The organism is Streptomyces sp. NPDC047049, assembly GCF_040643995.1.
GTDB lineage: Bacteria > Actinomycetota > Actinomycetes > Streptomycetales > Streptomycetaceae > Streptomyces > Streptomyces mooreae.
In genome coordinates this window covers 419492-439596 of sequence record NZ_JBEYVM010000002.1, presented here as the reverse complement: position 1 = coordinate 439596, position 20105 = coordinate 419492, and the positions used below count along the sequence as shown (strand labels likewise).

Annotated in this window: 16 protein-coding genes, 2 tRNA genes and 1 pseudogene; 10 read left to right on the top strand and 9 right to left on the bottom strand. The window is 70.9% G+C overall.

Annotation, left to right across the window (positions count from 1 at the left end):
- Positions 1 to 60 precede the first annotated feature (60 nt).
- The 3 genes from ABZ851_RS05995 to ABZ851_RS05985 form a co-directional block, all read right to left on the bottom strand.
- Positions 61 to 663: an ATP-dependent Clp protease proteolytic subunit gene (locus ABZ851_RS05995; protein ID WP_030283915.1), complete on the bottom strand. Its 603-nt coding sequence runs from the start codon at positions 661 to 663 to the stop codon at positions 61 to 63.
- Between the two features lie 297 nt (positions 664 to 960).
- A complete protein-coding gene (gene tig, locus ABZ851_RS05990) occupies positions 961 to 2349 on the bottom strand; it encodes a trigger factor (protein WP_361122747.1) in 1389 nt (462 codons plus the stop codon).
- Positions 2350 to 2582: 233 nt separating this feature from the next.
- Positions 2583 to 2659, bottom strand: a tRNA-Pro gene (locus ABZ851_RS05985).
- Between the two features lie 182 nt (positions 2660 to 2841).
- On the opposite strand from ABZ851_RS05985, the gene ABZ851_RS05980 reads away from it, so the two are divergent.
- Together ABZ851_RS05980 and ABZ851_RS05975 are read left to right on the top strand one after the other, a co-directional pair.
- Positions 2842 to 2912, top strand: a tRNA-Gly gene (locus ABZ851_RS05980).
- 114 nt (positions 2913 to 3026) lie between these two features.
- A complete protein-coding gene (locus ABZ851_RS05975) occupies positions 3027 to 3413 on the top strand; it encodes an arsenate reductase family protein (RefSeq protein ID WP_361122744.1) in 387 nt (128 codons plus the stop codon).
- 51 nt (positions 3414 to 3464) lie between these two features.
- On the opposite strand, the gene ABZ851_RS05970 is transcribed toward ABZ851_RS05975, so the two are convergent.
- Positions 3465 to 3659: a hypothetical protein gene (locus tag ABZ851_RS05970; RefSeq protein WP_129296409.1), complete on the bottom strand. Its 195-nt coding sequence runs from the start codon at positions 3657 to 3659 to the stop codon at positions 3465 to 3467.
- A gap of 617 nt (positions 3660 to 4276) precedes the next feature.
- Here ABZ851_RS05970 and ABZ851_RS05965 point away from each other — a divergent pair.
- Entirely contained in the window at positions 4277 to 5455 is a 1179-nt protein-coding gene (locus ABZ851_RS05965; protein WP_361122741.1) for an acyltransferase family protein, read from the top strand.
- Positions 5456 to 5541: 86 nt separating this feature from the next.
- On the opposite strand, the gene ABZ851_RS05960 is transcribed toward ABZ851_RS05965, so the two are convergent.
- Entirely contained in the window at positions 5542 to 6687 is a 1146-nt protein-coding gene (locus ABZ851_RS05960; protein WP_361122738.1) for a PP2C family protein-serine/threonine phosphatase, read from the bottom strand.
- 229 nt (positions 6688 to 6916) lie between these two features.
- Between ABZ851_RS05960 and ABZ851_RS05955 the strand changes: the two are divergent.
- Positions 6917 to 7272: pseudogene (locus ABZ851_RS05955) on the top strand (sterol carrier protein domain-containing protein); the annotation flags it as partial.
- A gap of 43 nt (positions 7273 to 7315) precedes the next feature.
- On the opposite strand, the gene ABZ851_RS05950 reads toward ABZ851_RS05955, so the two are convergent.
- Both ABZ851_RS05950 and ABZ851_RS05945 read right to left on the bottom strand, forming a co-directional pair.
- Positions 7316 to 8131 carry a DNA-formamidopyrimidine glycosylase family protein gene (locus ABZ851_RS05950; protein ID WP_361122735.1) on the bottom strand — a complete coding sequence of 272 codons (816 nt, stop codon included), beginning with the start codon at positions 8129 to 8131 and terminating at the stop codon, positions 7316 to 7318.
- Between the two features lie 70 nt (positions 8132 to 8201).
- Positions 8202 to 8687 (bottom strand): ribose-5-phosphate isomerase, encoded by a 486-nt coding sequence (locus tag ABZ851_RS05945; protein WP_361122732.1) that lies wholly within the window; start codon positions 8685 to 8687, stop codon positions 8202 to 8204.
- Between the two features lie 211 nt (positions 8688 to 8898).
- On the opposite strand from ABZ851_RS05945, the gene ABZ851_RS05940 reads away from it, so the two are divergent.
- On the top strand, positions 8899 to 10422 hold the full coding sequence (locus ABZ851_RS05940) for an amino acid permease (protein ID WP_336054576.1): 1524 nt from the start codon (positions 8899 to 8901) through the stop codon (positions 10420 to 10422).
- Between the two features lie 89 nt (positions 10423 to 10511).
- Here the strand turns inward: ABZ851_RS05940 and ABZ851_RS05935 are convergent, their stop codons facing one another.
- Entirely contained in the window at positions 10512 to 11108 is a 597-nt protein-coding gene (locus ABZ851_RS05935) for a biotin transporter BioY (RefSeq protein WP_361122727.1), read from the bottom strand.
- A 337-nt stretch (positions 11109 to 11445) separates the two neighbouring features.
- On the opposite strand from ABZ851_RS05935, the gene ABZ851_RS05930 reads away from it, so the two are divergent.
- The 3 genes from ABZ851_RS05930 to ABZ851_RS05920 all read left to right on the top strand — a co-directional run bounded on the left by ABZ851_RS05930 (position 11446) and on the right by ABZ851_RS05920 (position 15452).
- A complete protein-coding gene (locus ABZ851_RS05930; RefSeq protein WP_361122724.1) occupies positions 11446 to 12894 on the top strand; it encodes an amino acid permease in 1449 nt (482 codons plus the stop codon).
- Between the two features lie 292 nt (positions 12895 to 13186).
- Positions 13187 to 14626, top strand: coding sequence for an amino acid permease (locus tag ABZ851_RS05925; RefSeq protein WP_361122721.1), 1440 nt, complete (start codon positions 13187 to 13189; stop codon positions 14624 to 14626).
- Between the two features lie 184 nt (positions 14627 to 14810).
- Positions 14811 to 15452: a superoxide dismutase gene (locus tag ABZ851_RS05920; protein WP_361122718.1), complete on the top strand. Its 642-nt coding sequence runs from the start codon at positions 14811 to 14813 to the stop codon at positions 15450 to 15452.
- A gap of 112 nt (positions 15453 to 15564) precedes the next feature.
- Here ABZ851_RS05920 and ABZ851_RS05915 read toward each other — a convergent pair whose 3' ends face one another.
- Entirely contained in the window at positions 15565 to 16209 is a 645-nt protein-coding gene (locus ABZ851_RS05915; RefSeq protein WP_361122715.1) for a DsbA family protein, read from the bottom strand.
- A gap of 126 nt (positions 16210 to 16335) precedes the next feature.
- Between ABZ851_RS05915 and pepN the strand changes: the two genes are divergently transcribed.
- Positions 16336 to 18924 carry an aminopeptidase N gene (gene pepN, locus ABZ851_RS05910; protein ID WP_361122712.1) on the top strand — a complete coding sequence of 863 codons (2589 nt, stop codon included), beginning with the start codon at positions 16336 to 16338 and terminating at the stop codon, positions 18922 to 18924.
- 124 nt (positions 18925 to 19048) lie between these two features.
- Positions 19049 to 20071 carry a hypothetical protein gene (locus ABZ851_RS05905; RefSeq protein WP_336052272.1) on the top strand — a complete coding sequence of 341 codons (1023 nt, stop codon included), beginning with the start codon at positions 19049 to 19051 and terminating at the stop codon, positions 20069 to 20071.
- Positions 20072 to 20105 lie beyond the last annotated feature (34 nt).

The window sequence follows — 20105 nt, the reverse complement described above, 5'->3', positions numbered from 1 at the left end:
TGTTCACCGTCCTGGTGGCGATCAAGTGGGCTGGGGGCTGTAGGGCGAGTGGAACGGGGCTCAGGCCCCGGTGCCGCCCCCGCCCGGAACGCCGGCGGCGGAGGTCATCACATCGTCGATCAGGCCGTACTCCTTGGCCTCATCGGCGGAGAACCAGCGGTCGCGGTCCGAGTCCTGGGTGATCCGCTCGACGGTCTGACCGGTGTGGAAGGCCGTCAGCTCCGCCATCCGCTTCTTGGTGTGCAGCAGCCGCTCGGCGTGGATCTTGATGTCCGACGCGGAGCCCGCCAGGCCCGCGGAGGGCTGGTGGATGAGGATCTCGGCGTTCGGCAGCGCGAAGCGCTTGCCGGGGGTGCCGGCGCTCAGCAGGAACTGTCCCATGGAGGCCGCGAGGCCCATCGCGATCGTCACCACGTCGTTCTTGATGTACTGCATGGTGTCGTAGATCGCCAGCCCGGCCGAGATCGAGCCGCCCGGGGAGTTGATGTAGAGGAAGATGTCCTTGTCCGGGTCCGCGGCGAGGAGAAGCAGCTGCGCGGTGATCTTGTTGGCGATGTCGTCGTCGACCGGCTGGCCGAGGAAGATGATCCGCTCGCCGAGCAGCCGGTTGTAGACCTGGTCGCCGAGGCCACCGAAGGTCGGCTCAGCGGCGGCGGAAGGCATCGGGATCGTCACGTGTCCACCTGCTCGTTGTCGGACGGCTCCAGGCCGTCTCAGCGTCGTCTGCTGGGGCGTGGGGAGGCGGCGCCGTGTGTGGCCCCGGCGCGGTTTCAGGGACTCCCCTGCCCTCGTATCTACGGACCCTAACGCGCAGGTCGGACAACGCCATCCCGCATCGATAACTGTTCGCTGTGAGCGCAGGCTCACGGGGCGGTACGACCACGGGCCCGAACACGCGGACGTGCGTGTTCGGGCCCGTGCTCACAGAGCTGCGCGCAGGCGCAGGGCGGTGTCCGGGGCTCAGGCCCCGGGCTTCTCCTCCGCGCCCGCCTCGGTCTCGTCGGCCTCGGTGGCCTCGACCGTCTCGGCGGTCTCGTCCTCGTCGTCGAGCTCGATGACCTCGCCGTTGCTGTCCTTGACCGTGGCGGCCTCGACGACGACCGCGAGGGCCTTGCCGCGGGCGACCTCACCGACGAGCATCGGCACCTGGCCGCCCTCGACGACGGCCTGGGCGAACTGGTCGGGGGACATGCCGGAGGACTGCGCGCGGCGCATGAGGTGCTCGGTGAGCTCCTCCTGGCTGACGTTCAGCTTCTCCTTGTTGACCAGCTCGTCCAGGATGAACTGGGTCTTGATGCCCTTCTCGGCCTGCTCCTTGGTCTCGGCGTCGAACTCCTCCTCGCTCTTGCCCTGGATCTCCAGGTACTTCGCGAGGTCGAGGCCCATCTGGCCGAGCTGGTGGTTGACCAGGTTGTGCTTGCGGGTCTCGATCTCGTCCGCGAGCAGCTTCTCCGGCATCGGCACCTCGACGAGCTTCAGCAGCTCGTCCAGGACCTTCTCCTGCGCCTGGGTGGCCTGGTCGTACTTCTTCATCTGCTCGAGGCGCTTGCGGCTGTCCGCGCGCAGCTCCTCGAGGGTGTCGAACTCGCTCGCCAGCTGGGCGAAGTCGTCGTCCAGCTCGGGCAGTTCGCGGGACTTGACCTCGGTGACCTCGACCGTGACCTCGGCCTCCTTGCCCTCGGCGGAACCGCCCTTGAGCTCGGAGGTGAAGGTGGCGCTGTTGCCGGCCTCCACACCGGTGACGGCCTCGTCGATGCCGTCGAGGAGCTCGCCGGAACCGACGGTGTACGAGACACCCTCGGCGACGCCGTCCTCCAGCACCTCGCCGTCCACCTTGGCCTCGAGGTTCAGCGTCAGGACGTCGCCGTCCTGGGCCGCGCGCTCGACCGGGCTGGTCGTCGCGAAGCGCTCACGCAGCTGCTCGACGGACTTGTCCACGTCCTCGTCCGACACCTCGACGGCGTCGACCTCGACCTCGATGCCGGAGTAGTCCGGGATCTCGAGGGCGGGGCGGATGTCGACCTCGGCGGTGAAGGCCAGCAGCTCGCCGTCCTTCAGCTCGGTGATGTCGACCTCGGGCTGGCCGAGGACGTTGAGCTCACCCTCGTTGACCGCCTCGGTGTAGAACTTCGGGAGCGCGTCGTTGACGGCCTCCTCCAGCACGGCGCCACGGCCGAACCGCTGGTCGATGACCCGGGCCGGGATCTTGCCCTGGCGGAAGCCCTTCACCGTGACCTGCTGGTTGATCTTTTTGTACGCCGCGTCGAGGCTGGGCTTGAGCTCCTCGAAGGGCACCTCGACAGTGAGCCGAACCCGAGTCGGGTTCAGGGTCTCCACGGCGCTCTTCACGGTTCGGTCTCCTTGGGGCTGACTTCTGGGGTTCTGCGTGAGATCTGCCTGTGCCCGGCTGATCCGGGTCCGGCCGATCGCGCCCGGTACACAGACACACGGGCACGCAGCTTGCATAGTAACCGCAAGGAGGATGACGCCCACAACGCGATCTTGGACGGCCGCCCCCGGGCGGCGCCGCCGCGGTGGGCCGGGGCCCCGCCCGACACCGTGTCGTCGGGCTGACCTGCTGCTGGTCGGGGTGGCCGGATTCGAACCGACGACCTTCCGCTCCCAAAGCGGACGCGCTACCAAGCTGCGCCACACCCCGTCGGTGCGACACGTAGGGTACATGGCCGCAGGCGGTACGGCTGCCAGTTACCGGGATGCCCCGTGGGGCGGTGTGCGGGCCGGGACGGGCCGTCCGCCCCGTCCGCGCGAGGGGATGTGCGGTGCACCGCCGCGACCCGCTAGGATGCACTGCGTGCCGAGGTCCTGCGACCTGTGGCGCTCGCGGGCGTAGCTCAATGGTAGAGCCCTAGTCTTCCAAACTAGCTACGCGGGTTCGATTCCCGTCGCCCGCTCTCACCAGGAAACCCCGGGTCGGATGACCTGGGGTTTTCCGCTTTCCGGAACATGCCGCACGGCGTCCCCACGCCCCTTCGCGCCGGGGCCGCAGCCCCCATAAGGTGGCCCGCATGGAGATCTGGCTCAACCCCGCGTGCTCCAAGTGCCGTTCGGCCGTGGAGATTCTGGACGAAGAGGGCGCCCGCTACACCGTGCGCCGATACCTCGAGGACCCGCCGGACGCCGATGACCTGCGCGGCGTGCTGACGCGGCTGGGCCTGGAGCCCTGGGACATCACCCGGACCCAGGAGGACGAGGCGAAGGAGCTGGGCCTCGCGCAGTGGGAGCGCACCGACGCCGCGCGCGAGCGGTGGATCGCGGCGCTGGCGGCGCACCCCCGGCTGATCCAGCGCCCGATCATCACGGCGGACGACGGCTCGGCGCTGGTGGGACGGAGCGAGGCAGCCGTACGCGAGGCAGTGGCGCGGACCGGGGGCGAAGAGGCCTCGAAGGGCTGAACCCCGTGCGGCGCCCGGCACGGGGCCGGCGGACACCCGGAGACGGACCGCCTAGAAGGTGATGTGGTTGATGGTGTTCGCGATCGAGTTGAGGAACCGGTTGATCGACGGGGCCATGCCCGTGGAGGCGAGGAAGAAGCCGAACAGTATGGCGACGAACGCCGGCCCCGCCTTGATCGACTTCCCTCTGATCAGGACGATGAGAATGATCCCCAACATCAGCACCACTGACAGCGAAAGAGCCACACTGATCACACCCTCGGTCGGAACGCCTCACCGGCCCGGGGGCATGCCGCGCACACCCCCCTGCACCCATCGTGCCACCAACTCCATGCCCACTGCAGGCCGGTGACGAATCATCGGCCAACGCTTTGCCCGATTCCCGCCGATGGTGGCTACGGCGCGGCGGCAGGGTGACGCGCGGGCGGCGTGGCGGTGTCCGCGCGGCGCCACGGGCGGACGGGCCACCCCGCGCCGGGCCGGCGCCGGGAATTTCTCCGCCTGACACGGCGTCGGCAATTCACCACGGCTCGCCACGGCTATTCCGCCCGGGGCGTTCTGATCATTTTCCGGCCCGGGGAATTTCCCGCCCGTGGCATCCGTCACTGCACTGAAGGGCGCCATCAAGGCTGATGAGCGTTCGGACATAAGACCAAGGAACCGGACATTCCCCCTGAGTCGTTTGCGGGGGATACAGGGCGATTTGGGGGGACGAGGGGGAGCGAATCGGACAGCGATAGCGCGGGCTCTCCGGGGCGATAGCGCATGTTATCCGCGCCCCGTCCGCTGGGTAACCCGAGGAAATAAGGGAATGACTTCAAGGCGGTTTTACGCATTCGCCGGCCGCCGCTATCGTGCCTCCAATGTTTCCCGCTGCCCCCACACCGCGCACCGAACTGCCCCCTGCCCGCGCGGCGGAGGGCTCCGGCCGGCCGGAGCCCACGGACCGGCCGTCCGGGGCGGACGGCGCCAAGGGCGCCGAGGGCGCCGCGCCCCCCGCACCCAAGAGCGATGGCCGCAACGCCTTCTTCGACAACGCGAAGTACCTGGCCATCGTGCTGGTGGCGATGGGGCACGCATGGGAACCGCTGACCGACGGCAGCCGCGCCGCCGAGGCGCTCTACATGACCGTCTACACCTTCCACATGCCGGCCTTCATCATCATTTCCGGCTACTTCTCGCGCAGTTTCGACATGCGCAAGGACCGGCTGCAGCGGCTGGTCACCGGGGTCGCGGTCCCCTATGTCCTCTTCGAGACCGCCTATGCGTTCTTCAAGCGCTGGGCGGACGACGATCCCGGGCACCCCATCAGCCTGCTCGACCCGTGGTTCCTGACGTGGTTCCTGGTGGCGCTGTTCATCTGGCGGCTGACCACCCCGCTGTGGAAGATCGTCCGCTGGCCGATTCCGCTCGCGGTGGCCATCGCCGTCATGGCCTCCGTGTCCCCGGACATCGGCGATGACCTGGACCTCCAGCGGGTGCTGCAGTTCCTCCCGTTCTTCGTCCTGGGACTGGCGCTGCGGCCCGAGCACTTCACGATGGTGCAGCGGCGGGCCGTGCGGATCGCCTCGCTGCCGGTCTTCGCCTGCGCGCTGGTGATGGCCTACTGGGCGGCGCCCCGGATGAGCTCGGCGTGGTTCTACCACCGCGACAGCGCCCAGGAGTTGGGCACCACCTGGTGGATCGGCGTGGTGATGACGCTGGCGCTCTTCGGCTGCTCGATCGTGATGACGGCCTGTTTCTTCTCCTGGGTGCCGACCCGGCGGACGTGGTTCACGGTGCTGGGCGCGGGGACGCTCTACGGCTACCTGCTGCACGGCTTCCTGGCCAAGGGCTCGCGGTTCTGGGGCTGGTTCGACGACTACGAGTGGCTGCACTCCCCGCTCGGCGAGATCGCGGTCACCCTGCTCGCGGGAGCCATCGTGACGGCCCTGTGCACCCCGCCGGTCCGCAGGGTGTTCCGCTTCGCCATGGAGCCGACGATGGCCTGGGCGTTCCGGAAGGATCCGGCCGACACGGCGCGGGCCCGCGTCAGCGCCTGAGCGCGCGTCGTCACGGCCCCGGCCGGGCGTCCGCCCCGGGCTCCGGTCCCCTCGTGTGACGCGTCCTCGTGCCAGGCGTCCCCGGGTTACGCGTCCCGGCAGATCAGCAGCAGCGCGCGGTCGTCGTTGACGTCCTTGGCGACGGCCTCGATCAGGTGCCAGGCGGCCCCGGCGAAACCACTGGCGACATAGCGGTCGGCCTCACCGGTCAGCCGGTCGATGCCCTCGGCGATGTCCCGCTCGGCGGACTCGACCAGGCCGTCGGTGAACAGCATCAGGACATCGCCCGGCCGCAGCGTCCCCTTGACCGGGTCGAACTGGGCGCCGTCGTAGACGCCGAGCAGCGGCCCCTCCCCCGGCTTCTCCTCCCAGCGGCCGCTGCCGGCGCTGAGCTGGAGGGCCGGCAGATGTCCCGCGGAGAGGAGTTCGTAGTCGCCGGACTCCAGGTCGAGGACGAGATGGATGGACGTGGCGAACCCCTCGTCCCAGTCCTGGCGCAGCAGATAGCCGTTGGCGGCGGGCAGGAAGCCGTGCGGCGGCAGCGAGCCGAGCAGGCCGCCGAAGGCGCCGGACAGCAGCAGCGCGCGGGAGGCCGCGTCCATGCCCTTGCCGGAGACATCGGTCAGCACCACTTCGAGGATCTGGCCGCCGTGGGTGCGGGAGGCCACCACGAAGTCGCCGGAGAAGAACTGGCCGCCGGCCGGGCGCAGCGCCATCTCGTGGTGCCAGCCCTCGGGGAGCGCGGGCAGCGTGCTCTGGACCCGGATCCGTTCGCGCAGGTCGAAGAGCATGGTGCCGCCGCGCCGCCAGGGCACCCCGACCCGGCTGCGGAACTGGGCGATCAGCAGGCCGGAGAACCCGACCGCGGCGACGACCAGGACCGTGCCCGGAGTGATCCGTTCCGGCCCTTCGTCGTACGGGCCGAACAGCGCGGCCTCGACGGCCAGCGCGGCCGCGGAAGCGGCGTACAGGATCAGGAGGTTGGCCGGCCGCAGCAGCAGTCCGCCGGCGATGACCGGGAGGACCAGCGCCGTCGGGGCGATCCATTCGGGCCATCCGAGGGTGCCCGCCGCGAGGGCGGGTATGGCGAGGAGGAGGACGGCCAGCGCGAACCGGTCGGAGCCGTCGCCGCGGAAGTAGTCGACGCCGGCCTTGCGCACGCCGATGCGGGCCCGGTGCAGGCCTTTGTGCACCCGGGCCGTCAGGGCTTCCGTTCCCTGGCCGGTTGTCATTGTTCTGGGACCTTATCCACCCGTTCGGCGGCGCGTCGATTCGCCGCACGTCGCCCCGGAGAATAGCCGGGAAACACCGTTCGAAATGCGGTCGCGCGGCCGGAGAGCACCCTGCCAGGCACGGGCCATGGCGACCGAATTGCGGACATTGCGGGACACCGCGTGGGACGACTGGTCGAACGCGCTGGAGCGGGCGTTCGGCGGGGTGCCGCCGTCCGGGGAGGAGCGTGACATGCGGCGGTGCGGCATCCGGCTGGAGGAGTCGTTGTTCGTCCGTCCGGTGGAGGTGGGCGCGGCACTGGCGGCGCGGACGTACCTCACGCCGGTGGAGGTCGTGCTGGAGGTGTCGGACCCGTTCTGCCCCTGGAACGAGGGGCGTTGGCGGCTGTCCGGCGACGCGGCGGGCGCGGTCTGCGAGCGGACCGCGGACCCGGCCGGTCTGGCGCTGTCGGTGCGGGAGCTGGGCTCGGCCTGTCGGGGCGGGTTCTCGCTGCGCGCGCCGGCGGCGGGGGGCGGGTGCGCGAGCTGCGGCCCGGTGCGCCGGCGGCCGCCTCGCGGGCGTTCGGGCCGCAGGTGGCGCCGTGACTGCCGCACGGGTTCTGAGGGCCGGTGCGGCCCGCCCCGGCGGTCAGCCGCCGGTGGACGGCTGGCAGCCCGGACACCAGAAGAGGTTGCGGGCGGCGAGGCCGGCGGTGCGGATCTCGCTGCCGCAGAGGTGGCAGTCCTGGTGGGCCCGGCGGTAGACGTACACCTCGCCGCCGTGGTCGTCGACCCGCGGCGGGCGGCCCATGGCCTCCGGCAGGTGTTCCGGGCGGACGGTGTCGATCCGGTTGTCCCGGACGCCCTCGGCCATCAGGAACACCAGGTCGGCCCAGATCGCGTCCCATTCGGTGCGGGTGAGGTCGCGGCCGGGGCGGTAGGGGTCGATGTGGTGGCGGAAAAGGACCTCGGCGCGGTAGACGTTCCCGACCCCGGCGATGATCTTCTGGTCGAGCAGCAGCGCCGCGATCGTCGTGCGGCTGCGGGAGATCCGCTGCCAGGCGCGGGTGCCGTCGTCCCCGGGGCGCAGCGGGTCGGGGCCCAGCCGGTCGTGTATCGCGCGCTTCTCGTCCTCGGTGATCAGGGCGCAGGTGGTGGGGCCGCGCAGGTCCGCGTAGGCGGCCGGGTTCGCGAGCCGGAGGCGCACCGTGCCGGTGGGCGGCGGGGCGGGGGCCGGGCCGAAGCCGAGCTTGCCGAACAGGCCGAGGTGGACATGGATCCAGCGGTCGCCGAAGCCGAGGAAGAGGTGTTTGCCGTGCGCCTCGGCGGTGGTCATGACCTGGCCGTCCACGAGGGCGGCGCCGTCGGCGAACTTGCCCTGGGGGCTGCTCGCCCGTACCGGTCCGCCCTCGAAGCGGGCACGGTGGTCCAGGGCGAGGCGGTGGATCGTATGCCCCTCGGGCACGGGTGTCCTCCAGTGGGCGCGCCCGCCCGCCCCGGCGGCCGGGGCGGGCGGGCGACGGGATGTACGGGGGTCAGCCCTGCGGGTGGTGGGCGGGGATGGCGGGCAGCTCGCCTGTGGTCTCGTAGGCCGAGAGCATGTCGATGCGGCGGGTGTGCCGCTCCTCACCCGAGTAGGGCGTGCCGAGGAAGACCTCGATGAAGCGGGTCGCCTCTTCCTGGGTGTGCATCCGGCCGCCCACGGAGATGACGTTGGCGTTGTTGTGCTCGCGGCCGAGCCCCGCGGTCTCCTCGCTCCAGGCCAGCGCGGCCCGTACGCCCTTGACCTTGTTGGCGGCGATCTGCTCGCCGTTGCCGGAACCGCCGATCACGATGCCGAGGCTGTCCGGGTCGGCGGCGGTCTTCTCCGCGGCGCGCAGACAGAACGGCGGGTAGTCGTCCTGGGCGTCGTAGACGTGGGGACCGCAGTCGACGGGCTCGTGGCCGTGGGCCGTGAGCCACTCGACGAGGTGGTTCTTGAGTTCGAAACCTGCATGGTCGGAGCCGAGGTACACGCGCATGCGATGAGTGTGACACGTGCGGCGGCGGGTAGGCGCCGCTGGGTCTTGCCGGGCTGTATGCACAGAAAGCGACTCTCCGCCTTCCGTACGCAAGCACAGCGCGAAACCATCCAGGGTTTCACACAACAATCCGGCTCCAGACCTTCCAATCAACGGTTAACGAAGATCTAATGCGGAGGGATCCATCCGCGAACGCACGAAGGACGGTCACATGGGCGCGCACCCTTCCCCGAGCTCTCCAGGAGCAGGGGGCACCCCCACCTCCCCCTCGGTCCCCACCCCCGGCACCGGCGGCGGCGGGTCCACCGGGGGGCAGTCGCAGGACGGACTGCAGGCAGGGCTCAAGAACCGCCATCTGTCGATGATCGCCATCGGCGGTGTCATCGGCGCCGGCCTGTTCGTCGGCTCCGGCGCCGGTATCGCGGCCGCCGGGCCCGGCATCCTGCTCTCCTACGCGCTGACCGGTCTGCTGGTCGTGCTGGTCATGCGGATGCTGGGCGAGATGGCCGCGGCCTCGCCCACCTCGGGATCGTTCTCCGCGTACGCGGACCGGGCGATGGGCCGCTGGGCCGGCTTCACGATCGGCTGGCTGTACTGGTTCTTCTGGTCGGTCGTGCTGGCCGTCGAGGCGACCGCGGCCGCCGCGATCCTCACCGGCTGGGTCCCGGCCGTCCCGCAGTGGGCCTGGGCGCTGCTGGTGATGATCGTGCTGACCGGTACCAACCTGATCTCGGTCGGGTCGTTCGGTGAGTTCGAGTTCTGGTTCGCCGGGATCAAGGTCGTCGCGATCGTCGTCTTCATCGTGGTGGGCGCGCTGGCGATATGCGGGCTGCCGCCGGGCGGTGCCCCGGTCGGCACGGAGAACCTGACCGGGCACGGCGGGTTCCTGCCGCACGGTCCCGGCGCGATCCTCTCCGGCATGCTGCTGGTGGTCTTCTCCTTCATGGGCAGCGAGATCGTGACGCTGGCGGCGAGCGAGGCACCGAACCCGGTGCAGGCCGTTCGCAAGGCCGTCAACAGCGTCATCTGGCGGATCGCGCTCTTCTACCTCGGCTCGATCGCGGTGATCGTGACGCTGCTGCCGTGGAACGCCAAGGCGGTGGAGAAGAGCCCGTACGTGGCCGTGCTGCAGTCGCTGGACATCCCGTACGCGGGCACCGTGATGGACATCGTGGTGCTGACCGCGGTGCTGTCCTGTCTGAACTCCGGGCTCTACACCGCCTCCCGGATGGCGTTCTCGCTCGGTCAGCGCGGCGACGCGCCGAAGTCGTTCGCCACCGTCAACAAGGGCGGGGTGCCGGCGGTCGCGATCTGGGCGTCGGTCGCCTTCGGCTTCGTGGCGACGATCTTCAGCTACACCTCGAAGGACACCATCTTCCAGTTCCTGCTGAATTCGTCGGGCGCGGTGGCGCTGTTCGTGTGGCTGGTCATCTGCTTCTCGCAGCTGCGGATGCGCCGGGTCATCGAGCGGGAGACGCCGGAGCGGCTGACGGTGCGGATGTGGCTGTACCCGTGGCTGACCTACGCGACGATCGGGCTGATCGTCTTCGTCATCGGCTACATGTTCTACAACCCGGACGGGCGCCAGCAGATGGTGCTCTCGGTGGTCGCGGCCGTGGTGGTGCTGGCGGTCGGGCTGATCCTGGACCGGCGGCGGCCGCGGACGGCCGTGGCGGACGGCGCGGCCGGGGCGGGTGCTCCGGGCGTCGGCGCCGGGGTGACGGACCGGGCGTAAGACAGGCAGCGCGCAAAGGGGCCGGGCCCCGTACGCACCGCTGGGGTGCGTACGGGGCCCGGCCTCTTCGTGTGCGGGGTGCGGCCCGCTCAGCCGCGGCGTCCGGCCAGCTTCCAGGCCGTGGGCAGCGCGCCCATGGCCAGCGCGGCCTTGAGGGCGTCGCCGATCAGGAACGGGACGAGGCCGGCGGCGACGGCCTGGCCGAGGGACATGCCGGTGCTCAGCGCCAGGTAGGGAACGCCGACGGCGTAGATCACGGCCGTGCCGGCGGCCATGGTGGCGGCGGTGCGCAGCACACCGCGGTCGCCGCCGCGGCGGGCCAGCGCGCCCACGACGGTGGCGGCGAGCAGCATGCCCACGATGTAGCCGAGGGTGGCCCCGCCCGCTCCCGAGGTGCCGCCGGCGAACCACGGCAGGCCCGCCAGCCCCGCCAGGGCGTACAGCGCCAGCGACAGCGCACCGCGGCTCGCGCCGAGCGAGGCGCCGACCAGGAGGGCGGCGAAGGTCTGGCCGGTGACCGGGACCGGGGAGCCGGGGACCGGGACGGCGATCTGGGCCGCGATACCGGTGAGCGCGGCGCCGCCGAGCACCAGCGCGGCGTCACGGACGCGGGCGCGGGAGGCGGTGGCGGCCGGCAGCAGATCGGCCAGGACGGCGCCGGGACGGGTAGGAGCGGCAGTGCTCATCGGGACTCCGCGGTGTGAGAGGGACAGGACGGACGCGCTGACGTTAGTCCAGCGGACCGCCGGAGATCATCGTGTGACGGCGACAAAGCCGGACCGGCCCGCTTGGAGAGTTCCGAACAGGAGTTCCGGACCACCGCCAGAATGCCGGGCTCCGGCGGGCCGTACGGCGTCATTGCAGGTCACGTGATGCTCATCACGGCCCGCGCCCCCTTCGGACGCCGGTTTTGTGGTAGCGCGCGACATGCGGCGACACTGGGCGCGCCCCGCGGTGACCTGTGGAGTTCCCCCAACCCGCCGGCGGCCTCCGCCGCCCCGGCCCTTGCGAGAGTACGAGCCCATGCACGACGCACCGACCCATGCCGTCGAGTCCTCCCCGGGGACGGCCGCCGACGGGACAGAGCCGCTGGCCGCGGGCCTCAAGCAGCGCCATCTGACGATGCTGGGCCTGGGCGGGGTGATCGGCGCGGGCCTGTTCGTGGGCTCCGGCGCGGGGATCGCGGTCGCCGGTCCCGGGATCGTGCTGTCGTACCTGATCGCGGGCGCGCTGGCGATGCTGGTCATGCGGATGCTCGGTGAGATGTCGGCGGCGATGCCGGCGTCCGGTGCGTTCTCGGTGCACGCGGAGCGGGCGCTGGGGCGCTGGGCCGGCTTCAGCGTCGGCTGGCTGTACTGGTTCCTGCTGGTCGTGGTGCTGGCCGTGGAGGCCACCGGTGCGGCGCAGATCGCGAACGGCTGGGTACCGGCGGTACCGCAGTGGGGCTGGGTGCTGATCTTCATGATCGTCTTCACCGTCGCCAACCTGGCCGCGGTGAAGAACTTCGGCGAGTTCGAGTTCTGGTTCGCGACGCTGAAGGTCACCGCGATCGTGCTGTTCCTCGCGCTGAGCCTGCTGGCGGTCTTCGGGGTGCTGCCGGACACCGAGCCCGTCGGGCTGGCGAACCTCACCGGGCACGGCGGCTTCCTGCCGCACGGCTGGTCCGGGGTGGTCTCCGGGGTCCTGGCCGTGGTGTTCGCCTTCGGCGGCCTGGAGGTCGTCACCATCGCCGCGGCCGAGTCGGACGATCCGGCGCGTGCGGTGGGCCGGGCGGTGCGCAGCGCGGTCTGGCGCATCCTGTTCTTCTACGTCGGCTCGATGCTGGTCATCGTGACCCTGCTGCCCTGGTCGTCGATGCAGCCGGGCAAGAGCCCCTACGTCGCGGTGCTCGACAGCCTCGGGGTGCCGGGCGCCGGCCAGATCATGAACATCGTGGTGTTCGTGGCGCTGCTCTCCGCGCTGAACGCCAATCTCTACGGCTCGTCGCGGATGATCTTCTCGCTGGCCGAGCGGGGCGAGGCGCCGCGGGCGCTGCTGAAGGTGTCGGGAGGGGCGTCCCCCCGCTCGGGAGGAGCCGGGAGTGCGGGCGGCGTGCCGCGCCGCGCGGTGCTCGCCTCGGTGGCGTTCGGGTTCGTCTCCGTCCTGCTGAACCTGAAGTGGCCGGATTCGGTCTTCCTCTACATGCTCAACGCGGTCGGCGCGGTGCTGCTCTTCGTCTGGGGCCTGATCGCCGTCTCCCAGCTGCGGCTGCGTCCGCGGATCGCCCGCGAGGCGCCCGAAAAGCTGACCCTGCGGATGTGGGGCTTCCCGTATCTGACCTGGGCGTCGCTGGTGGCGATGGGCGGGGTGCTGATCCTGATGCTCACCGATGACGCGGCCCGGCCGCAGCTTCTGTGGTCGGCCGGGGCGACCGGTCTGGTGCTGCTCGTCGCAGGTGTACGCGCGCTCCGGGAGCGTCGCGGGCGCCGCTGATTCCCGGCCGGCGGGGTCACCCCACGTCACAATCGACCACACATTGAACACACACCGTGCCGAACACGTCTGAATACCGAACATTCGCTGCACGACTGTTGCCCTGAGCGGACACCGGCGCTCAAACTGAGCCCGCTTTGCCGAGGACCCCGGAGCAGCGCCGTCGGCAGGCCCTGCGCGTTCCGCCCGCACCGGCGGGGTCCGGGGGCCCGGCAGCACCGTCGCGCCGGTCGCGGCCCGGGGGAACGCAGTATCGCCTTGCTCCGCTCTCACCTACTGGGACAGGTACGACATGAATCGGACACCCTCGTCCGCCGCATCCGCGCGCGAGCACGGCGACGCGGTCCAGGGCGCCGGCCCGGACAGCTCCACGCTGTCCAACGGCCTCAAGCAGCGCCACCTCTCGATGATCGCCCTGGGCGGGGTGATCGGCGCGGGCCTGTTCGTCGGCTCCCGCGCCGGGATCGCGGCGGCCGGCCCGTCGATCGTGCTGGCCTATGCCGTCTCCGGCGCGCTGGTCATGCTGATCATGCGGATGCTCGGCGAGATGGCCGCGGCGAATCCGGCCTCCGGCTCCTTCTCCGTGCACGCCGAGCGCTCCATAGGCTCCTGGGCCGGGTTCACGGTGGGCTGGATGTTCACCGCGCTGCTGTGCGTGGCGGTGGCCGCCGAGGCGCTGGGCGCCGCGGACGTGATGCACCAGTGGTTCCCCGGCACCCAGCCCTGGGTGTGGGTCCTGCTGTTCATGCTGCTCTTCACCGGAACCAACCTGACCGCGGTCTCCAACTTCGGTGAGTTCGAGTTCTGGTTCGCCGCCCTGAAGGTCGCGGCGATCGGCCTCTTCCTGATCCTGGGCCTGCTGGCCATCTTCGGTGTGCTCCCCGGCACCCATGCCCCGGGCACCTCGCACCTCACCGGTGACGGCGGCTTCCTGCCCAGGGGCGTCGACGGCCTGATGGTCGGTCTGCTGGCGTCGGTGTTCGCCTACGGCGGGCTGGAGACGGTGACCATCGCGGCCGCCGAGTCCAAGGACCCGGTACGCGGTGTGGCCCGCGCCGTGCGCACCGCGATGTGGCGGATAGCCCTCTTCTACGTCGGCTCGATGGCCATCATCGTCACGGTCATCCCCTGGAGCGCCCCCTCCATCGCCAAGAGCGGCCCGTACGTCGCGGTCCTGGACTACCTCAAGATCCCGGCGGCCGGCCAGATCATGAACGTGGTCATCCTGATCGCGCTGCTCTCCGCGGTGAACGCCAACCTCTACGGCGCCTCGCGGATGGCCTACTCCCTCCTCTCCCGCGGCCAGGGCCCGGCCTTCCTCGCCAAGGTGAGCGGCGGCGTCCCGCGCCGTGCCGTCCTGCTGTGCTCCGCCTTCGGCTTCCTCGCGGTCCTCTTCAGCTTCCTGTGGCCGACCACGGTCTTCCAGTGGCTGCTCAACATGGTCGGCGCGGCCGTCCTGGTGGTGTGGGGCTTCATCGCCGTCGCCCAGCTGCGGATGCGGCGCCGGCTGGAGCGCGAGGCGCCCGAGAAGCTCGTGGTGAAGATGTGGGCCTTCCCGGTCCTGACCTGGGTGGCGCTGGCGGGCATCGTCGTCGTGCTGCTGCTGATGGTGCGCGACGAGAACCAGCGGATCCAGCTGCTGTTCACCGGTGGCTTCGGGGCGGTACTGGCCGTGATCGGGCTCATCCGGCAGCGGTCGCTGGGCAGGGGCGCCGGCCCGGCCAAGGAGTAGCCGCTCCGCAGCGCTCCCCCACTCCCACAGGCGGGGCGGGACCTCCTTCCGAGGTCCCGCCCCGCCTCCGTCTTTGGCACCAGGCCGGTCCACCGCAACCAGCCGGTGATCACTCCTGCTGATAGCGTGCTCTTGCACATTGATTGCAACTACTGCTCATCAGCAGCTTGGAGGCGGGATCGGCATGGCCACCTACACACTTCCTGAACTTCCGTACGACTACGCGGCGCTGGCACCGGTCATCAGCCCCGAGATCATCGAGCTGCACCACGACAAGCACCACGCGGCGTACGTGAAGGGCGCGAACGACACCCTGGAGCAGCTCGCCGAGGCCCGCGACAAGGAAGCGTGGGGCAACATCAACGGCCTGGAGAAGAACCTCGCGTTCCACCTCTCCGGCCACATCCTGCACAGCATCTACTGGCACAACATGACCGGTGACGGCGGCGGCGAGCCGCTGGAGAAGGACGGCGTGGGCGAGCTGGCCGACGCGATCGCCGCGTCCTTCGGCTCGTTCGCGCGGTTCAAGGCCCAGCTGACCAAGGCCTCGGCCACCACCCAGGGCTCCGGCTGGGGCGTCCTCGCCTACGAGCCGCTCTCCGGGCGGCTGATCGTCGAGCAGATCTACGACCACCAGGGCAACGTCGGGCAGGGCTCGGTGCCGATCCTGGTCTTCGACGCCTGGGAGCACGCCTTCTACCTGCAGTACAAGAACCAGAAGGTGGACTTCATCGAGGCCATGTGGCAGGTCGTGAACTGGCAGGACGTCGCCAAGCGGTACGCCACCGCCAAGGAGCGCGCGCACAGCCTGCTGCTGGCGCCGTAAGGCGCACGGACGTCCCGCCTCGTGATCGTCTTCTCACCTTTCACCCGGCGGGCGGAAGAACGGCGGGGCCCCACGAGGACGTGACTCGTGGGGCCCCGCCCGTGTCCGGCTCTCAGTCGAAAACCGGGCCCTGGGTCCGGGTCCGCTTGATCTCGTAGAAGCCGGGGATGGACGCGACCATCAGCGTCCCGTCCCACAGCTTGGCGGCCTCCTCGCCCTTGGGGGCCGGGGTGACGACCGGACCGAAGAAGGCAAGCTGCTCGCCGTCGTGGCCGGGAACCGCGATGACGGGAGTGCCGACCTCCTGGCCGACCAGGTCGATGCCCGCCTTGTGGGAGGCTCGCAGCTCGGCGTCGTAGGTGTCCTTGTCGGCGTACGCGATCAGCTCGGCGGGCAGGCCCGCGTCCTCCAGGGCGGCGGCGATGCTCTCGGTGCTCACGCCGAGGCCTTCGTTGTGGATGCGGGTGCCGAGCGCGGTGTAGAGCCTGCCCACGACCTCGTCGCCGTGCAGCTGCTGCGCGGCGATCACCACGCGGACCGGGCCCCAGGCCTTGCCGCCGGGACGCATGTTCTCGGCGTACTGGGCGGGCAGCTCGTCGAGCCTGTTCTCGTTGAGCACCGCCAGGCTCATCACGTGCCAGCGCACCTCGACCGGGCGGACCTTCTCCACCTCCAGCATCCAGCGGGAGGTCATCCAGGCCCAGGGGCACAGCGGGTCGAACCAGAAGTCGGCGGGGGTCTTCGCGGCGTCGGACACGGGGTCTCCTTATGAGAGCTGTGCTGGGTCGGTTCACGGTGCTGTTCCGTGAACGGTTCAACCGACGGCGGGCGTGCCATGATTCCCGTTGTTCGATATTCGAGACGAGGACGAGGGAGTCACGCCGTGCCAGGTGAGAATCTGTCCCGGGACGAGGCGCAGGAGCGGGGACGGCTGCTGAGCGTCGACGCCTATGACGTGGCGCTGGACGTCCGCTCAGCGGTCGCGTCAGGTCCGGAAGCGGAGACCTTCCGCTCCCTGACGACGCTGCGCTTCCGCTGTGCCGAGCCCGGCGCCTCGGCCTTCGCCGACCTGCTGGCGCCGTCGGTCACCTCCGTCACCCTCAACGGCCGGGAGCTGGACCCCGCCGAGGTCTTCGACGGCACCCGGATCACCCTGGACGCGCTGGCCGCCGAGAACACCCTGGTCGTCGACGCCCGGTGTGCCTACAGCCGGAGCGGTGAGGGCATGCACCGCTTCGTGGACCCCGAGGACGGCGAGGTCTACCTCTACACCCAGTACGAGCCGGCCGATGCCCGACGGGTTTTCGCCAATTTCGAACAGCCCGACCTGAAGGCCCCGTTCACCTTCGAGGTCACCGCCCCCGAGGGCTGGCTGGTGCTCAGCAACGGTGCCCTGGACGGCGAGGCCGAGGGCGGGCGGCACCGCTTCGCGACGACCGAGCCGATCTCGACGTACATCACGGCCGTGGTCGCCGGCCCGTACCACTACGTCTGTGATGTCTACCGGCGGACGTTCGAGGACGGCACCGAGCTGGAGGTGCCGCTGGGCGCGCTGTGCCGCAAGGGCCTGGCGAAGCACTTCGACGCGGACGAGATCTTCACCGTCACCAAGCAGGGCCTGGACTTCTTCCACGACCACTTCGACTTCCCCTACCCCTTCGGGAAGTACGACCAGGCCTTCGTCCCGGAGTACAACCTCGGGGCCATGGAGAACCCGGGCTGTGTCACCTTCCGCGAGGAGTTCATCTTCCGCGGGAAGGTCACCGAGGCGTCCTACGAGCGCCGGGCCAACGTCATCCTGCACGAGATGGCGCACATGTGGTTCGGCGATCTGGTCACCATGCAGTGGTGGGACGACCTGTGGCTCAAGGAGTCCTACGCGGACTTCATGGGCGCCTTCGCGCAGGTGGGGGCCACGCGCTTCGCTGACGGCTGGATCACCTTCGCCAACCGCCGCAAGTCCTGGGCCTACCACGCCGACCAGCTGCCCTCCACCCACCCGGTCACCGCCGACATCCGTGACCTGGAGGACGCCAAGCTCAACTTCGACGGCATCACCTACGCCAAGGGCGCGGCCGTCCTCAAGCAACTGGTGGCGTACGTGGGGCAGGACGCCTTCCTGGAGGGCGCGCGGCGCTACTTCAAGCGGCACGCCTACGGCAACACCCGGCTCACGGACCTGCTGGCGGCGCTGGAGGAGACCTCGGGCCGGGACCTGGCGTCCTGGTCGCGGTCCTGGCTGGAGACCGCGGGCGTCAACTCCCTGACCCCGCAGGTCACCTATGACGCGCAGGACCGGATCACCGAGCTGAGCATCCTGCAGGAGGCGGCGCCCTCGCACCCGCAGCTGCGGGTGCACCGGGTCGCGGTCGGCCTCTACCGGCGCCAGGGCGCGGATGCGGCGCTGGTGCGCTACGCCCGCGCCGAGGTGGACGTGGACGGGCCGCGGACCGCCGTACCCGAGCTGGCCGGCCTCGAACGCCCCGAACTGGTGCTGGTCAACGACGAGGACCTGACGTACGCCAAGGTCCGCTTCGACGAGGGGTCGCTGGCCACCCTGCGGGCCCGGCTCGGCGATCTGGCCGACCCGATGGCGCGGGCGGTGTGCTGGGCCGCACTCTGGGGCCTGACCCGCGACGGGCTGATGCCGGCCCGCGACTACCTCGGCCTGGTGCGGCGGTTCGCCGGCCGGGAGACCGGCATCGGTGTGCTGCAGTCACTGCACGGACAGGCGCAGACGGCGCTGGAGCTGTACTCGGCGCCGGACCGCCGGGAGCAGGCCGCCAGGGAGCTCGCCGAGGCCGCGCTGCACGAGCTGCGGCTGGCCGAGCCCGGCAGCGGCCACCAGCTCGCCTGGGCCCGGCACTTCATCGCCCTCGCCGCCGCCCCCGACGAACTCCAGCTGCTCCAGGGCCTGCTGGACGGCACCGCGAAGATCGACGGCCTGGACGTGGACCAGGAGCTGCGCTGGACGATCCTGGAGCCGCTGGCCGCGCACGGCGTCGCGGACGAGAGCGTGCTCAACGCCGAGCTGGCCCGCGACAACACCGCCTCCGGCAAGCGCCACCAGGTGCGCTGCCTGGCCGCCCGCCCCTCGGCCGAGGTCAAGGCCGCGGCCTGGGAGCAGGCCGTGGAGTCCGATGTGCTCTCCAACGCCCTGGTGGAGGCGACGAACGCCGGGTTCGCGCAGTTCGGGCAGCGGGAGCTGCTGGCCCCGTACCGGCCGCGCTACTTCGCGGCGATCGAGCGGGTGTGGCGGGAGCGCTCCATCGAGATCGGGATGGAGGTGGTGCGCGCGCTGTTCCCGGCCTGGCTGGTGGAGCAGGAGACCCTGGACGCCGCGGACGGCTGGCTGGACGGGCATCCGCAGGCGGCGCCCGCGCTGCGGCGGCTGGTCCTGGAGAAGCGGGACGATCTGGCCCGGGCACTGCGGGCACAGGCTTGTGACGAGGCGGCCGGGCCGAGGCCGTAACCCCCGGGGCGACCAGCCCCTTTCGGCAGTCGAACGCCCGTACTTTAGTACAGGGTTGTCCGGTTTGTGGCACGGGCGTGTAACAGCGGTTAGGGGGCGGAGCGGGCGCGGGAATCGAGGTGACATGAACCACGACACCCCGCTCTCCCCCCTCCCCCTCCGTCACCTCTCCGAGGCGCAGTGCCGGGTGATGACCACCCGTCAGCTGCGGGAGCACGGCGTCCCGGCCGCGGAGACCACCGAACGCTGCCGGGCCGGCGGCCCCTGGCAACAACTGCTCCCCGGCGTCTATCTGCTGCACGCGGGGCCGCCCACCAGCGAGGAGCGGCTGCATGCGGCCCTGCTGTACGCCAGCCACCGGGGGCCGGCGGTGCCCCGGCAGGGCGACGGGTCCGACGGCGCCCCCGAGGCGATGATCACGGGTCTGGCGGCGCTCGCCCTGCACGGCTTCACCGAGGCGCCCCCGCTGCTCGCCCTGGACCGCATCGAGGTCCTGGTGGCCCGCACCCGGCGGCTGCGCTCGACGGGTTTCGCCCGGATCGTACGGACCGTGGAGCTGCCCGTCGCGCAGGAGATCACCGGGGTGCCGGCCGCGCCGGTGCCGCGCGCGGTCGCGGACGCGGTCGGCACGCTCACGGATGCCACGACGGTGCGCCGGCTGCTGACCGAGGCGGTGCGCGGCGGCCACTGCGAGGCGACCTCGGTGGTGCGGGAGCTGAGCCGGGCCCGGCTGCTGACCCGGCCGCACGTGGTGGACGCGGTGGACACCCTGCTCGCCGAGGGCCGGGCGCTGGCCGAGCAGCGGCTCTATGCGATGGTGCGCGCCCACGGCCTGCCCGACCCGCTGTGGAACGTCGAACTGCGGCTGCCGGGCGGGCCGCAGCTGGGCGGCGTGGACGCCTTCTGGCCGGAGCACGCGGTGGCCCTGGAGATCGACACCCGGGCGCCGCGCCCCGAGGAGGACCCGCTGCAGTCGCCGTTCTTCCACAAGCGCGAGCATCTGGAGCGGCTGGGCATCACCGTCGTCCGCTGTCTGCCGCGCACCCTGCGCACGTCCCCCGAGCAGCAGGCCGCGGTGATCCGTACGGCGCTGATGGCGGCGGGCGACCGGGAGCCGAGCGCGTATGTGGTGGTACTGCCGCGTTAGGGGCCCCGTCAGGGGCCGTCAGGGCCCCCGTCAG